The organism is Roseibium sp. (assembly GCF_965232425.1).
GTDB lineage: Bacteria > Pseudomonadota > Alphaproteobacteria > Rhizobiales > Stappiaceae > Roseibium.
Genome location: NZ_OZ246971.1, coordinates 5,619,789 through 5,634,058, shown reverse-complemented (window position 1 = coordinate 5,634,058; position 14,270 = coordinate 5,619,789). Strand labels below are relative to the sequence as shown.

Genomic DNA, 14,270 nt, shown 5'->3' with positions numbered 1-14,270 from the left:
AGCATTTGCCAGGCGTGATCCCGGACTGCAATGGTGCCTGCTTTTTGCCGGTGCAGGCGAGAAGTGGCGAAGAGTTATCCCATTGCGAAAAGAGTACCACGCAGAGGTTTGACCGCAAGTACTCCAGGCGATTTGTAATAATTTCAAGAATTACGGACACGCCGCAAGGGCAACGCAAGTGTTGCGCGGAAACGCTGCCTTACGCGGCCAGCTGAACCCACACCGGCACGTGATCGGATGGCTTTTCCCAACCGCGCACGTGCTTGTCGATGCCGCAGCCGGACATCCGGTCAGCCGCCTGCGGAGACAGCAGGATGTGGTCGATCCTGATGCCGTTGTTTTTTTGCCATGCACCCGCCTGATAGTCCCAGAATGTGTAGGTTTCCGGTGCTTCGGTGCAGGCGCGCACGGCTTCTGTCAGGCCCAGGTTGGTGAGGGTTCTGAAACGTTGCCTGCTTTCAGGTTGAAAGAGGGCATCGTCGAGCCAGTTCTGCGGGTTCCTGGCGTCGATTGGATCCGGAATTACGTTGAAATCGCCCAGGAGGATATAGGCGTTCTCATCGCGCAGCCGGTCTTCCGCATGCGCAATCAAACGATCCATCCAGCCGATCTTGTAGGGAAACTTCTCGCTGCCCATCGGATTTCCGTTCGGCAGGTAAAGGCATCCGAATCGAACTGCGCCCAAATCCGTCGAAACCGACGCTTCGATGAACCGGGCCTGTTCGTCGCTGTCATCCCCGGGGAGCCGCCGCATGACATCCTCGAGCGGCTTCTTGGAAAGCAGCGCAACACCATTGAAGCCCTTCTGGCCGTGGGTTTCCACGTTGTAGCCCAGATCCTCGAAGGGCTGGCGCGGGAAATTTTCGTCGACCGACTTGATTTCCTGAAGACAGGCAATGTCCGGAGACGTCTCCTTCAACCATTCAAGAACCGTGTCGATGCGCGCCTTGACGCCATTGATGTTCCAGGTGGCAATCCGCATCCGCCCGTATGTCCTGTGCTGGAGTACTTGCCGGGCAATCCGGCTTGAAAAGGAAGAGTGCCCGATTCAGATCGTGAAGCTGGTGCCGCATCCGCAGCCGGCAGTGGCATTCGGGTTGTTGATCTGAAACGATTGACCGATGAGATCATCGACGAAATCGATCTCCGATCCGCCCATGTACTGAAGCGACACGGAATCGACCAACACGGTCGCCCCTGTCTTCTCAATGACCAGATCATCGTCTTCCGAGCGATCGACGACGTCATATTTGTATTGCAGACCGGAGCAGCCGCCGCCTTCGACACTGACCCGAAGCATGCTTCCCGCGGGCTCGCCGGACAAAATCTTGGCAATGCGCTTGGCAGCGCGATCGCTCACTGTTACTCGATTTTCAAGTGTTTCGGTCATCTTCTGCCGACTCGCTGTGCTCTTGTAAGTGGCCAAGAGCAGGAAACCTGACTTATTCAGATAAGTAAGTTTTGAATGCGCTCGCGTCAATCTGCGGCGCGCGATAAGACTGGGTGAAGCAGCATTGAACGGTGACGGGTCGCAGATGAACACGGATATTGGCTACGGAGCGCAGTCGCGCGCCATCTATGCGGAAAACCCGGCAGCGAGCAGGGGGCGGCTGTTCGCCGAGGCCGAGAGCCCGACCCGGACGCCATTCCAGCGCGACCGTGACAGGATCATACACTCCTCGGCCTTTCGAAGGCTGAAACACAAGACCCAGGTGTTCGTCTATCACGAGGGCGATCACTACCGCACGCGCCTGACCCACACCATCGAGGTCGCTCAGATCGCGCGCTCTCTGGCCAGGGCGCTGCGTCTCGATGAAGACCTCGCGGAATGCCTGGCGCTGGCCCACGACCTCGGGCACACCCCGTTCGGCCATGAGGGCGAGGATGTCATGCACGAGTGCATGGCACCCTATGAGGGCTTTGATCACAATGCGCAGTCGCTGCGTGTGGTGACGAGCCTGGAACACAGATATGCCGATTTTGACGGCCTGAACCTTGCGTGGGAAACGCTTGAGGGTCTCGTCAAGCACAACGGTCCCCTTGTTTCGGACGACGGAACGCCGCTCGGCAAGTTCAGGCATGGAGAGCTTCCCTTCGCGATCCGGCAATATGCCGAAAAGCAGGACCTTCTCCTCAACACCTGGCCCGGCGGTGAAGCCCAGGCGGCCGCCATCGCGGATGACATTGCGTATGATGCGCACGATCTCGACGATGGCCTCAGGGCCGGGCTTTTTGCCGTCGAGGACATGCAGTCGGTTCCGTTCCTTGCCGACATACTGAAGGAAGTCGACACTCGGTATCCGGGTTTGGAGGAAGGGCGCCGCATACATGAGATCGTCAGACGTTCGATAACAAGGATGGTGGAGGACGTCATCCGCCATTCCCTTGCCAACCTCGCCGAAACGGCACCCGGAAACGCATCGGACATAAGAGCAGCGGGCAAGTGTCTGATCGGCTTTTCCGATACGATGGCGCCGGCCGAAAAGGAAGTGAAACGCTTCTTGTTCGCGCGCGTTTACCGGCACGAGGACGTTCTGGCGGTGCGCAGGATCGTTGCAAGGATCGTGAAGGACCTGTTCGACAAGTTCCGGTCCGACCCTGGTCTGATGCCGAAGCCGTGGAGCGAGGGCCTGGAAGGATTGAACGATGCCGGGATTGCACGCCGCATCTGCGACTATATCGCGGGCATGACCGACCGGTACGCCATTGACGAGCACCGCAGACTGTTTGACGACACACCGGAATTAGGGTAGGCGCTTGGTCGACTTGACCACCCTGTTGCGCCGAGGATGATGTCCTTCGCTGCGCCGGGGTGTTTTGTGCTTCCAGGACCAAGCTCGATCGGTGCGAAATGAATATCTTTGCTGACTTCACTCAACGCGTGAAAAATGCACTCCAAAGCCTTGACTTGAAAAACGCAAATGGAGATGCGCCTGATCTTTCTCGCGTGGTCGTCGAAGCGCCGAGAGACCCAGCGCATGGCGACCTGGCGACCAATGCCGCGATGGTTCTGGCAAAGCCCCTTGGCATCAAGCCGAGAGACCTCGCAGAACAGCTCACAAGGAAACTCGACGAAGACCCCGATGTCACCGAAACGACGATTGCGGGGCCGGGCTTCATCAATATGCGCGTTGCGCCTGCGGTGTGGCAGGGTGTCCTGAAGGGCGTCCTTCAGGCCGGCGACCGCTACGGCGCGATCGTTCAGGATCCGGCACCGAAGGTGAATGTCGAATATGTGTCGGCCAATCCGACCGGGCCTATGCATGTCGGCCATATCCGGGGGGCGGTCGTTGGCGACGCGCTTGCCAATTTGCTGCAATTCGCCGGCAATGACGTGACCAAGGAATACTATATCAACGATGCCGGATCGCAGATCGATACGCTCGCGCGCAGTGCCTTTCTTCGCTATCGCGAGGCACTCGGCGAGGACATAGGCGAGATCCCGCCCGGTCTTTATCCCGGCGACTATCTCAAGCCGGTCGGTGAGCGCCTGAAGAACGAATTCGGCGACACGCTGCTGGAAAAATCGGAAAGCGAATGGCTTCCGCTCGTCAAGGAAGCCGCGATCGCCGCGATGCTGGACCTGATACGCGAAGACCTTGCCGCGCTCGGTGTCGAACACGAGGTTTTCTTTTCGGAGAGAACGCTGCATGAAAGGTCGGGCGCGAACGGTTCCAGGATCGACATCATGCTCGACGGATTGCGCACCAAGGGGCTCATCTACCAGGGAACGCTGCCGCCGCCCAAGGGACAGGTTCCGGAGGACTGGGAAGACCGGGAACAGACCCTGTTCCGCGCGAGCGATTTCGGCGATGACACTGACCGTGCCCTGAAGAAGTCGGACGGGTCCTACACATACTTCGCCGCAGACGTCGCTTACTTTCAGGACAAGTTCGAACGTGGTTTCGATGAGACGATATATGTCCTGGGCGCAGACCACAGTGGTTATGCAAAGCGCTTGCAGGCGGTTGGAAAGGCGGTTTCCGACGGCAAGACCGATGTGGTTGTCAGGTTCTGCCAGCTCGTCAAGCTGATGCGCGACGGTGAGCCGGTGAAGATGTCGAAACGCTCCGGTGATTTCATCACGCTGAGGGAAGTCGTCGAGGAAGTCGGACCGGATCCCGTCCGGTTCATGATGCTCTATCGCAAGAATGACGCCCCGCTCGACTTTGACTTCAAAAAAGTCACGGATGAGACGAAGGACAACCCGGTCTATTACGTTCAGTACTCCCATGCGAGGTTGAGATCCAACCTGAGAAAGGCGCAGGAGGAATTTCCTGGCATGAGTATTGGGGACGTCGACCTGGAAAGAGCCGATCTGGCGTTGCTGGACGATCCCGGCGAACTCGAACTCATGGCCAAGGTTGCGGAGTGGCCGAAGGTTGTAAATGTCTCGGCCAATACTCATGAACCGCATCGAATCGCGTTTTATCTGTACGAGTTGGCAACAACTTTGAGCAGGCATTACACCAGAGGCTATGATTCGCCGCATTTAAAGTTTATTCAGACTGGTAACCCGAAATTAACCCTGGCACGTCTTGCATTGGTTCGTGCAATATCTTTGGTACTTGGGGCTGGGTTGTCGATCTTGGGGGTAAATGCCCCCGAAGAAATGCGCTAACTTAGTACATCATCCTCTACGGCAAAGTAGAGGATGCCAAGTAGAACGGGACCGGTTTTCGTAAAGCTCATGGCCAATGATTACGAAAATGAGAAATCGGATTTGCACGGGTCGCCCGAAGCGGCAGACACGGATCGTCCGGCTATGGATGATCCACTTCTCGAATTGGCAAGAATCGTCCACAAAAACAATCAATTGGGTGCAAATGTGAGCAGCGGTCGCGTTGGCAGTACAGACTACTTTGCGGGGCTTGATGATTTTGCGGACGATGTCGCTGACAAACCGCAATCCGGGCCTCAGCGCGTTGAGCCGTCGTTCCCCAATACGGCCTTCAGACCGGGTAATACGGGCGCGCCGCCGCTGGGACCGGACATGCATCCGGCACCGATTGTCGGTGAGATCCGGAACCAGTTTTTTGCGCGTACCGGCAGCGAATCGACGCTGCCTGCGGCTGATATTCCGCCGCTCGATACGCAGCAGCACGGTGGTGAACGCGCCGAAAACGTTTCGCCTTTGTGGCCCAGGCTCGACAATCCACAGGCTGATGTGCCTGCCGCCGTTGCAGTGCCCGGATCGCCTGTGCCGGACGTTGATGTCGAACCTGTCCGTGAACCGCTCGTTGAACCGACCGGGTATCGGACTGAAGCCGCCGGCGACCTGGCAGGCGGCTTTGCGAGAAGTGATCAAAACGTGGCCGCGCCGCTTGCTCCCAACGTCGCAATGGACATCGAGCAAAGCCTGACCGCTGAGCTCGAGGACGAGTTGATCGGCGCGCTCCGTCAATCGGTCGACGAAGAAGTTGCAAAGCCGGCTGCCGCGCCAACGGAAGAGGCCGCTTCGACGGATGCATTTGCAGACATCACCGAAGCCGTGGTGGATCACGAGGTTCCCGCGACCTTCACCGCCGAGCCGGCTGCCAGGGTCGAGGTGCCCCAGTGGTCTGAAGAAAGCGCGCCGCGGCAACCGCTCGCCGATGCACCGTCCTCCTATCTCGAACCGGATCTGACGAACAGGATCGGTCAAACAGGGGTGGGAACCGGGAGCCCGGAATTTTCCGCGGTGTCGCAAGTCGCTCCGGCAAGGCCGCATCTGGAGAGTGCAGACGATGTCCGCAGACCGGCTATCGACGAAAACGAACTGTTTTCCGCGCTGAACACGACGAATTCAGCGCATTCATCTGCCTCCGGCCTGCCGCATGCGCGCCAGGATCGGGAGAGTCCGGCCGGCATAGATGCCCTTTTTGCCGATCTTGATTTTCCCGAGCGCGAAAACCGTGCACCGGTTGTTGCCGAACCAGAGGCACCCGAGCCTGAGCCGGAACCGATCGCCACTGCGGATGACATCGACGAAATGGCGTGGCCTGAAGCCGCCAATGCCGTGCCGGATGTTGAGGATCGTGAAGACGACACACCGCCGCCGCCGGAAGGCTATGATCTCGATGCCGTTGCGCGGGCGATGCAGGAGAGTGATCCGAGCCTGAGCGGAGCCGGGGTGCTTCCGCCGCATCCGGAAACCGAGCGTGTGGCAGCGGACCAATCGACCGGAAGGTCGCGACGGGGCCTTTATGCGGCCCTGGGTGTCGTCGGCGTGGCCGCGCTCGGTGGCGCGGGTTTCTTCCTCTACGACGGGAATTCCGTTCAGGTGCCGAGCGGCCCACCACCGGTGATCAGCGGCCTGCAGGAGCCTTTGAAGATATTCCCCGAGCAGAGCCAGTCCAATGCTGCCGGGCAATCATCGACCAAGATTACGGATCGTCTCCAGAGCACCGGGGAGAGCGTCCCTGAGCGCCTGAATATTCCCGAAACGCCTCAACCCGTCGAACTGCCTCCGGCTCCGGCGGCCTCGGACGGCAACTCGGAACTTGCGCCCGGCACGCCGAAACAGGTCCGTACCGTGATCGTCCGCCCCGACGGCACCATCGTTTCCGGCGATGAAGCGCCGGTCATAAGCGCACCGACAACTGCGGAAACTCCGACGCCGCAGGCACCGGAGATAACCGCACCCGCGGTCACGGCTGAAACGCCTCAGATCGTCGCCACGGAGACGGTGAACGCCGTTCCCGTACAGACCGAACCCATCGTGGTTGCCCCTCAGACGCAAGAAACCCCGGTGCCGGAGACGGTCCCCGTACAGCCGCAGGCGGAAGAAACGGCCGCGCCCGTTCCTGTCGAACCTGCAGCGCCTGCCGTTCCTGAAATCGTGACCCAAACGGACGAGCCCGTTCAGGCGGAGACCGAGGCGCAGGCACCGGCAGCACCGGTCCCGACGGTCGTTCCGCGCAAAAAGCCGCAGGCCCCGGTTCAGGTCGCAGCAGCTCCCGTCGGACAGGCCGCACCCGCGGCTCAGACCGCGCCGCCGACGGCGCAGCGCCAGAACGGACCGTTGAACCTCGCCAACACGGGCACCGCCCAAAGCCAGCCTGCGGCATCGACAGGCGGGTCAATACCGTCCGGCACCTATATTGTTCAGGTCACCTCGCAGCGCTCCGCAGCAGCGGCACGTGACGCGTATGCCGGGCTGCAGAGAAGCTATCCCGGGGTACTTGGAAACCGCAATGCGGTCATTGTTTCCGCCGACCTGGGCGATCGCGGTGTCTTCTACCGTGCGCGCATCCCGACCGGGTCGCGAAGCGAAGCCAATTCGCTTTGTGAAAGCCTGAAGGGGGCGGGTGGCGACTGCTTCGTGCGGCGTCAGCCCTAGGATCGAACCCTAAACCGGCAAGCCGTGCAGGCGCGATTGCAAGGTCGCGCCTTTTACCGGACTATTCCGCAGCCTGCCTCACATCGTGGACCGTCCCCGTCAGGCGTGGCCCCATGAGCCTGTAAACACGTGCAATCGCGTTCATTGCGGTCTGGACAGCAGGTTCACGCCGCACATCCCGGTGAACGATGATGTGCTCGGGGTTGGTCAGTTCCGCGAGAGGGCCCGTAATCCCGACAAGCGACGGATGGCTGTCTCCCATGAAAACCGGCAGCAGAGCCAGTCCCTGTCCGGCGGCCGTCATGTTCATGAGTGTCGTCATCGTGTTGGTGCGCATCCGGGGTCTGCTGATGTTCCGGGCCTCCATCCAGCGGGCCTGTGCCGGGTACCAGAGATCGTCGGGCGCAAATCCGAGCCAGTCGCATTCGGCACACCTCAGATCGTGCAGGATGTCCGGATTTTCCTCCACATATTGTCGGGAACCGAAGACGCCGTAAGCAACATTGCCGACTTTCCGCGAGATAAGCGTGTCTGTCTCTGGTAGGCAATTCCTGATCTGCAGCTCAATGCCGCGCGACTGATGATCCGCATGCAGATGGCTGGAAATGATCTCCAGCTCAACCCCCGGCATCAGCGCGCAGAGGTCCGCGAAACAGTCGGTGAGGATCCTGGCGCGCACTTCGTCGACAGCGACGCGAACCACTTTCAATGCGGATCCCGAAAGGTCCGGCAAAACCCGGTTGGCCGCGTCCGCGCTCTTGCGCATCTCCTCGGCAAGAGGAATGAGCCGCAGACCGGCCTCGGTCGGTTTGAGTCCGGTCGGCGTCCGGTCAAACAGTCGGGCGCCCACCTTGTCCTCGAACGCCTTGAGGCGGCGGCTCAGTTGCGGCTGGCTCAACTTGAGCGCCTTTGCCGCTCCGGAGAGCGAGCGCATGCGCGCGGCCGCGTTGATCAGTTTGAGGTCATCCCAGTTCATGATCAACTTATACATAACTACACGCAGATGTTCAAATCCATGCGTTTATGCATGGCCGGCATGATGAATTGAAGGCTGAACGTCTCGACCTATTGCTGCTAAGGATCGGGCCTTCAAGAGGCTGGAGACAAGATGCCGCCAAATTCCGACTACATGCGCCGTGAAAATACCGCCCTTGCTTACGGTCTTGCACTGATGGGCATGGCGGCATTCACCCCCGTCTTCGCGGCCGGGAAGATCGCCGACGGCCTTCTGCCGGTGGTCGTTCTGGTCTGGCTCCGGTTTCTCGGGGGCACTGTTACGATCGTCGGGTACGGAACCATTCGGCGGGTGCCGCTCTTTTCGAGGGTAAGTCCGCTCTGGAAGCTGCATCTGATGCGTGCTTTCTGCGGCATCGGTGGCCTGGCCTGCTCCATCTACGCAGCGAGCATTCTGCCGCTTGCAGACGCGACTGCCATAGGCCTGACCAAGGGCATCATTGCGATCGCGCTGGCCGGACTTGTATTGAAGGAACTGATCACCGGCCGTCATTGGCTCTCCGGTGGCTTGTGTGCGATCGGTGCCTATCTTGTCGTCAGGTCCGTGAGCGGCAATGAGGGCCTGAATGCGCTCGCTCTGGACGGTGTCGTCGCGGCACTGATGGCGGCTGTCTTCATGGCCTGCGAAGCGCTGATTATGCGCTATATCGCGCAGCGCGAAAACACCGTCACGATCCTGGCTTATGTCAACATCTTCGCCGCGGTACTGCTGACGATACCGGTTCTCTGGATCATTCGCGAGCAGCAGGTACCGATGTCCAGTCTCTGGGCATTTGCGTGGCTCGGACCGGTCGCCATTATCGGCCAGTCACTCAACATTTCCGCCTACCGGCGCGCCGGTGCCGCAACGCTGGCGCCGATTTATTACAGTTCCGTCGTTCTGGCCGCCGCGTTCGCATACTTTGTCTGGGGCGAAGTTCCTTCGCCGATTGCTGCGGTTGGTGCCGGCCTCATCGTCCTGGGCGGCCTGGTCCTGACCATTGGACGCCCGGTCAGTCACCCAGCAGCTTCTTGGCGAGGAATGGAAGGCTCACATCCAGCCGGTAGTCGATCGAGGAATGGTTGTCGTTGAACTCCTCGTAGACGCAGTCGACGCCGTGTGCCTCGAGTTTTCTGCGCAAACGTCTTGCGCCGTAAACGAGATTGTACTGATCGACGGAACCGCAATCGATCCACAGGCCCTTCAGCGACTTCAGCGCCGGAACATGGCTGTCGATCATCTCGACCGGATCCCAGGACAGCCAGGCTTGCCAGCGTTCCTGGATGATTTCACAGGTCTCCATGTCAACGGGTAGCCTGATGCCGCAAAACACCTCGGGATCCGGATCCGGGTCATAGGTCGCCGCCATTGCGAGCGTCATCAGGTCATGCAGCGCATTTCCGGGGTATTTCGGCCCCTGCTCGAAGCCGGTGACGAAGGCTTCGATCGATCCGGCCTTGGCAATCGCCCGCACGGCGTTCGGCATCTCGGGCAGGTAGCACAGTTCGAACGCCATATCGCCGGAATGACACGCAGCCGCCGACCAGACGTCAGAGTGCTTCATTGCATGCACGATGGAGCCGTAGCCCCCCGAGGACTTGCCAAACAGCGCCCGCAACCCGGGGCCACCGCATTTGAAGCGTCCCTCGACATCTTCCAGCATTTCCGTTGTCAGCCAGGTTGCCCAGGGGCCCATGACATGGCTGTCGATATACTGGTTGCCGCCAAGCCGGGTGAAGCAGTCCGGGAACGCGACGACAACCGGCGGCAGTTCACCGTCATGGATCAGCCGATCCAGCCGTTCCGGAACGTTTTCACCGAAATTCTTCCAATTGACATGTGCAGGCCCCCCCGCGGTGAAACCGACAATGTCGACCAGAAGCGGCAACCCTGCGCCATCGTGCCCGTGCGGCACGTAAACAACGATTTCGCGGGTTGCCGTGTCGCCAAGCCGGTTCTGACCCAGAATTTCGGACCGGTGGGAGACCCTGTGGAGCGTGCCGGCCGGAATGTCTAGTCGTGCGCGCATGGGGTCTCCAATCCTGACTGAGTGAGCAATTGACTGCCTAGATTGCAAGTTCAGGGGATGGACGCAAGAGGAAGCTCTCGGTTTCTTGACGCGTTATGGGGCGGCGTTTAAGCCGGGAACATGACCAAGGCTTTTGTGTCCGGCTGCGCCGGAGTGACACTCACCCAGGATGAAATCGCGTTCTTCAGGGAAGCCGATCCCTGGGGCCTGATCCTGTTTGCCCGCAACGTGGAATCGCAGGATCAGCTTCGCGCGCTGACATCTGCGTTTCGAGAGGTTGTCGGAAGGCCGGACGCTCCCGTTCTTGTTGACCAGGAAGGCGGCCGTGTCCAGAGGATGAAGCCGCCGAACTGGCCCAAATATCCGGCGCCGAAGCTCTATGGCGACCTCTTCCTGTCGGATCCCGGAAAGGGCGAGCGCGCCGCGTGGCTTGGGGCGCGGCTGATCGCGTCGGATCTGATCGAGGTCGGCATTACGATCGATTGTCTGCCCTGCCTGGATGTGCGGTTTCCGGACACCGTTGATGCAATCGGTGATCGATCGCTTTCCGGCGATCCGGACGTCGTCACGCGTCTTGGCCAGGCCATGATCGACGGTGCTGTCGCCGGGGGTGTCCTGCCGGTGATCAAGCATATTCCGGGTCATGGTCGCGCGCAGGTGGACAGTCATCTGGAGCTGCCGCGTGTCAATGCGGACATTTCCGCGCTGAAAAGCGTGGATTTCCGCCCCTTCAAGGCACTTTCGGGCGTGTCATTGGGAATGACTGCCCATATCATTTACAATGCGATCGACCCGGAGACTGCCGGAACGCAGAGTGCGAAGGTCATCCAGGATGTGATCCGCGGGGAAATCGGATTTGAAGGCTGTCTGATGAGTGACGATATCTCGATGAAGGCGCTTGGAGGTGACTACGTCGAGAGATCGCGGAAGATCATAGCGGCAGGATGCGACATCGTCCTGCATTGCAACGGCGAGATGAGCGAGATGATTGCCGTCGCCGAGGCAGTGCCGGACCTGTCCGGTGTATCAGCGCAGCGATGTGCAACGGCGCTGGACGGCTTGAAATCGCCCGAACCCGGCTTTGATTTGGCCGCGGCCCGGGATGAGTTTCGTGACATCACCGGGTTGACCACGGCCTGACCGGAGATTGAATGGCTGAACTGGAAACGCATAGGCAGATTTCAGACGACGGGTCTTACGACCTGCTGAGCACTGTCGGTGCCGAGGAAGAACGTGCGATCTCCGAACCGCAGCTGGTCGTGGATGTCGAGGGGTTCGAAGGCCCCCTGGACCTTCTGCTCGGCATGGCGCGCACGCAGAAGGTCGACCTTGCGAAAATCTCAATTCTGCAACTCGTCGAACAGTACCTGACCTTTGTCGCCGAGGCGCGGCGGATGCGTCTGGAGCTGGCGGCCGACTATCTTGTCATGGCGGCATGGCTTGCCTTCCTGAAATCGAAGCTGCTTCTGCCGGAGCAAAAGGACGAGGACGAACCGACCGGTGAAGAACTGGCGGCAGCTCTCGCATTCAGGCTGCGGCGGCTGGAAGCGATGCGTGAGGTCTCTGAAAAACTGATGAACCTGAACCGGCAGGGGCGGGACGTCTTCCATCGCGGCGACCCCGAGACCATGTCGGTGCAGCAGAAGAGCATCTGGGATGCTTCCATCTATGACCTGCTCTCGGCCTATGCCATCCAGCGGCAGAGGCAGTCGGTCACGTCGGTCAGGGTTCTGAAACGGACGGTCTGGTCGCTGCAGGAGGCGCGGGAACTCCTTACCAGGCTGGTCGGCCGCGTCAGTGAATGGGCGCCCTTGAACGCCTACCTGCGGGACTATCTCTACGACAACAAGGACTGGGCGACGATCGTTGCGAGCACCTTTTCCGCAAGCCTGGAAATGGTGCGCGAGGGCCAGGTCGAGATCCGCCAGGGCGAAGCGTTCTCGCCGGTCTATATCCGCTCCATCGTGAAGGAAGACGCGCATGACGTCTGAGGACGGGCAGCCGGATCTCGTCGGACACTCTGGAGAAGACCTCCATGCCGATCTTGCCGGCCAGCGGATGGTCGAGGCCTTGCTGTTTGCCTCCAATGAGCCGCTTTCGCTCGAAGAACTGACCCTTCGCGTGCCCGAGGGAACGGATGTGCTTGCGCTGCTGGAGCGGCTGCAGAAACTTTACGAACCACGCGGTGTCAACCTGGTGCGCCTTGCCGGCAAGTGGTGTTTCCGGACCGCCGAGGATCTCTCGTATCTGATGCACCGCAATGTCGAGGAACAGCGCAAGCTGTCGCGGGCCGCGCTCGAGACCCTTGCAATCATTGCCTATCATCAGCCGGTGACACGCGCGGAAATCGAGGAGATCAGGGGCGTTTCGACGTCCAAGGGCACGCTTGACGTCCTGCTTGAAACAACCTGGATCAGGATGCGGGGCCGCCGGCGCACACCGGGACGGCCGGTGACCTACGGAACGACGGAACAGTTCCTGGTTCATTTCGGGCTTGAAAACGTCAAGGATCTGCCCGGGCTCGAGGAGCTGAAAGGCGCCGGTTTGCTCGACAGTGCGGTTCCCGCCTCGTTTGTTGTCCCGACACCAAACGACGAAGTGGCATTGACGGAAGACGAAGATCCTTTAGAAGACGGGTCTTTCTTTGATGACGACGCGGAAGAGACCGCCGGAGCTTGATGCCACAGGAAGACAAGCCGCAATTTTCCAGCGGAAACGGACATTCGCTGAACTGGGGAGCGCCCGGAACGGCCGGTGCCACCATTGCGGCCGGTCTCGTCTTTGAAGACATCTCCCATGACTATGATGGTGTGCCCTCCGTCAGGCATCTGAGTCTCTCGGTCGCGCCCGGTGAGATTCTCTGTCTTCTGGGCCACTCGGGCTGCGGCAAGACGACCTTGATGCGGATCGCTGCCGGCGTTGAACGGCAAAGCCAGGGCAAGGTCCTGATCAACGGACGCGAAATCGCGGGCGACACGGTGTTCCTGCCGCCGGAAAAACGCGGCGTTGGCCTGATGTTCCAGGACTACGCGCTGTTTCCGCATATGAGCATTCTGGCAAATGTCATGTTCGGGCTGACGGGACTGTCGAAGACGGAGGCGCAGGCCGCTGCCTTTGCTGCGCTTGGCCGGGTCGGTCTTGCGGACTACGCCGCGGACTACCCGCACGCCTTGTCAGGCGGTGAGCAGCAGCGGGTTGCGCTGGCCCGCGCACTCGTTCCGCGGCCGGGCATCCTCCTGATGGATGAACCGTTCTCCGGCCTCGACAAGCGCTTGAGGGACAGTGTGCGGGATCAGACGCTCGCCGTGATTCGGGAAACACGCGCAACCTGCATCATCGTCACCCACGATCCGGAAGAGGCGATGCGCATGGGCGACAAGATTGCGCTCATGCGGCAGGGGCGGCTGGTGCAGCATGGCACGGCCGCCGAACTCTACAACAAGCCGGTCGACCTGTTTGCGGCCCGTTTCTTTTCCGAACTGAACCAGATCGATGGAAAAGTAACGGCTACGGGTGTTGAAACTGCGCTTGGACTTTTGAAAATCGAGAATTGCGAAAGCGGTGAGCGCGTCGACGTCTGCATCCGCCCGCAGGGGATATGCCTGAACAAGGCGGGGCTGTGCGGTGTGCCCGGCCGGATCACGTCGAAAAGATTCGTCGGCGAGGTCGATCTGTTGTCCGTTGCGATCGATGGTCTCGATCATCCTGTGCAGGCAAGGGTCCGTGCCGGAAGCGACTGGGAAGCGGGAATGGACGTTGCGGTTGATACTGATCCGAAAGACGTGCTTGTTTTTTCCCGCAAGGAGTCCCAAGTCTAGGTGAAGAGACTGCCCTGGGTGTCATCAATCTGTCTAACGGCGAAAAATGTTCTTCAGGTGTATGTTGCAGGGAGAGGGCCGTTTTTGTAAAAGGGCCGAAGGGCTTTA

General features: G+C 60.1%; 12 protein-coding genes. 8 read left to right on the top strand and 4 right to left on the bottom strand.

Annotated features, from left to right (window positions below; genetic code table 11):
- Positions 1 to 199: 199 nt before the first annotated feature.
- Together xth and erpA are read right to left on the bottom strand one after the other, a co-directional pair.
- Entirely contained in the window at positions 200 to 982 is a 783-nt protein-coding gene (xth, locus tag ACO08A_RS25740) for an exodeoxyribonuclease III (RefSeq protein ID WP_422038701.1), read from the bottom strand.
- A gap of 66 nt (positions 983 to 1,048) precedes the next feature.
- Positions 1,049 to 1,390 (bottom strand): iron-sulfur cluster insertion protein ErpA, encoded by a 342-nt coding sequence (gene erpA / locus ACO08A_RS25735; RefSeq protein ID WP_421982949.1) that lies wholly within the window; start codon positions 1,388 to 1,390, stop codon positions 1,049 to 1,051.
- 145 nt (positions 1,391 to 1,535) lie between these two features.
- Between erpA and ACO08A_RS25730 the strand changes: the two genes are divergently transcribed.
- The 3 genes from ACO08A_RS25730 (at position 1,536) to ACO08A_RS25720 (ending at position 7,321) form a co-directional block, all read left to right on the top strand.
- Positions 1,536 to 2,753, top strand: a complete 1,218-nt coding sequence (locus ACO08A_RS25730) for a deoxyguanosinetriphosphate triphosphohydrolase (protein WP_422038700.1) — start codon at positions 1,536 to 1,538, stop codon at positions 2,751 to 2,753.
- Positions 2,754 to 2,851: 98 nt separating this feature from the next.
- On the top strand, positions 2,852 to 4,621 hold the full coding sequence (gene argS / locus ACO08A_RS25725) for an arginine--tRNA ligase (protein WP_422038699.1): 1,770 nt from the start codon (positions 2,852 to 2,854) through the stop codon (positions 4,619 to 4,621).
- A gap of 372 nt (positions 4,622 to 4,993) precedes the next feature.
- Positions 4,994 to 7,321 (top strand): SPOR domain-containing protein, encoded by a 2,328-nt coding sequence (locus tag ACO08A_RS25720; protein ID WP_422038698.1) that lies wholly within the window; start codon positions 4,994 to 4,996, stop codon positions 7,319 to 7,321.
- Positions 7,322 to 7,382: 61 nt separating this feature from the next.
- On the opposite strand, the gene ACO08A_RS25715 is transcribed toward ACO08A_RS25720, so the two are convergent.
- Positions 7,383 to 8,297, bottom strand: a complete 915-nt coding sequence (locus ACO08A_RS25715) for a LysR family transcriptional regulator (RefSeq protein ID WP_422038697.1) — start codon at positions 8,295 to 8,297, stop codon at positions 7,383 to 7,385.
- A gap of 132 nt (positions 8,298 to 8,429) precedes the next feature.
- On the opposite strand from ACO08A_RS25715, the gene ACO08A_RS25710 reads away from it, so the two are divergent.
- Positions 8,430 to 9,407: a DMT family transporter gene (locus ACO08A_RS25710; protein ID WP_422038696.1), complete on the top strand. Its 978-nt coding sequence runs from the start codon at positions 8,430 to 8,432 to the stop codon at positions 9,405 to 9,407.
- On the opposite strand, the gene ACO08A_RS25705 is transcribed toward ACO08A_RS25710, so the two are convergent.
- On the bottom strand, positions 9,328 to 10,344 hold the full coding sequence (locus ACO08A_RS25705; RefSeq protein WP_422038695.1) for an alpha/beta hydrolase: 1,017 nt from the start codon (positions 10,342 to 10,344) through the stop codon (positions 9,328 to 9,330). The two genes, ACO08A_RS25710 and ACO08A_RS25705, sit on opposite strands and share 80 nt — an antisense overlap.
- 120 nt (positions 10,345 to 10,464) lie before the next feature.
- Between ACO08A_RS25705 and nagZ the strand changes: the two genes are divergently transcribed.
- Genes nagZ through ACO08A_RS25685 form a run of 4 tightly spaced genes read left to right on the top strand, consistent with a single transcriptional unit; the run spans position 10,465 to position 14,162 of the window.
- On the top strand, positions 10,465 to 11,484 hold the full coding sequence (nagZ, locus tag ACO08A_RS25700; RefSeq protein ID WP_422038694.1) for a beta-N-acetylhexosaminidase: 1,020 nt from the start codon (positions 10,465 to 10,467) through the stop codon (positions 11,482 to 11,484).
- Between the two features lie 11 nt (positions 11,485 to 11,495).
- Complete coding sequence (locus ACO08A_RS25695; protein WP_422038693.1) at positions 11,496 to 12,335, top strand: segregation and condensation protein A; 840 nt, start codon at positions 11,496 to 11,498, stop codon at positions 12,333 to 12,335.
- The gene (gene scpB, locus ACO08A_RS25690; protein ID WP_422038692.1) at positions 12,325 to 13,023 is read left to right on the top strand and encodes an SMC-Scp complex subunit ScpB; all 699 of its coding nucleotides are present in this window, start codon (positions 12,325 to 12,327) and stop codon (positions 13,021 to 13,023) included. The genes ACO08A_RS25695 and scpB overlap by 11 nt, the downstream gene beginning before the upstream one ends.
- A complete protein-coding gene (locus ACO08A_RS25685; protein ID WP_422038691.1) occupies positions 13,023 to 14,162 on the top strand; it encodes an ABC transporter ATP-binding protein in 1,140 nt (379 codons plus the stop codon). Before scpB ends, ACO08A_RS25685 begins: the two co-directional genes overlap by 1 nt.
- Positions 14,163 to 14,270 lie beyond the last annotated feature (108 nt).

Coding starts and splice junctions, on each gene's coding strand:
- xth (WP_422038701.1), bottom strand. CDS start 982: ATGCGGATTGCCACCTGGAACATCAATGGCGTCAAGGCGCGCATCGAC.
- erpA (WP_421982949.1), bottom strand. CDS start 1,390: ATGACCGAAACACTTGAAAATCGAGTAACAGTGAGCGATCGCGCTGCC.
- ACO08A_RS25730 (WP_422038700.1), top strand. CDS start 1,536: ATGAACACGGATATTGGCTACGGAGCGCAGTCGCGCGCCATCTATGCG.
- argS (WP_422038699.1), top strand. CDS start 2,852: ATGAATATCTTTGCTGACTTCACTCAACGCGTGAAAAATGCACTCCAA.
- ACO08A_RS25720 (WP_422038698.1), top strand. CDS start 4,994: ATGCATCCGGCACCGATTGTCGGTGAGATCCGGAACCAGTTTTTTGCG.
- ACO08A_RS25715 (WP_422038697.1), bottom strand. CDS start 8,297: ATGAACTGGGATGACCTCAAACTGATCAACGCGGCCGCGCGCATGCGC.
- ACO08A_RS25710 (WP_422038696.1), top strand. CDS start 8,430: ATGCCGCCAAATTCCGACTACATGCGCCGTGAAAATACCGCCCTTGCT.
- ACO08A_RS25705 (WP_422038695.1), bottom strand. CDS start 10,344: ATGCGCGCACGACTAGACATTCCGGCCGGCACGCTCCACAGGGTCTCC.
- nagZ (WP_422038694.1), top strand. CDS start 10,465: ATGACCAAGGCTTTTGTGTCCGGCTGCGCCGGAGTGACACTCACCCAG.
- ACO08A_RS25695 (WP_422038693.1), top strand. CDS start 11,496: ATGGCTGAACTGGAAACGCATAGGCAGATTTCAGACGACGGGTCTTAC.
- scpB (WP_422038692.1), top strand. CDS start 12,325: ATGACGTCTGAGGACGGGCAGCCGGATCTCGTCGGACACTCTGGAGAA.
- ACO08A_RS25685 (WP_422038691.1), top strand. CDS start 13,023: ATGCCACAGGAAGACAAGCCGCAATTTTCCAGCGGAAACGGACATTCG.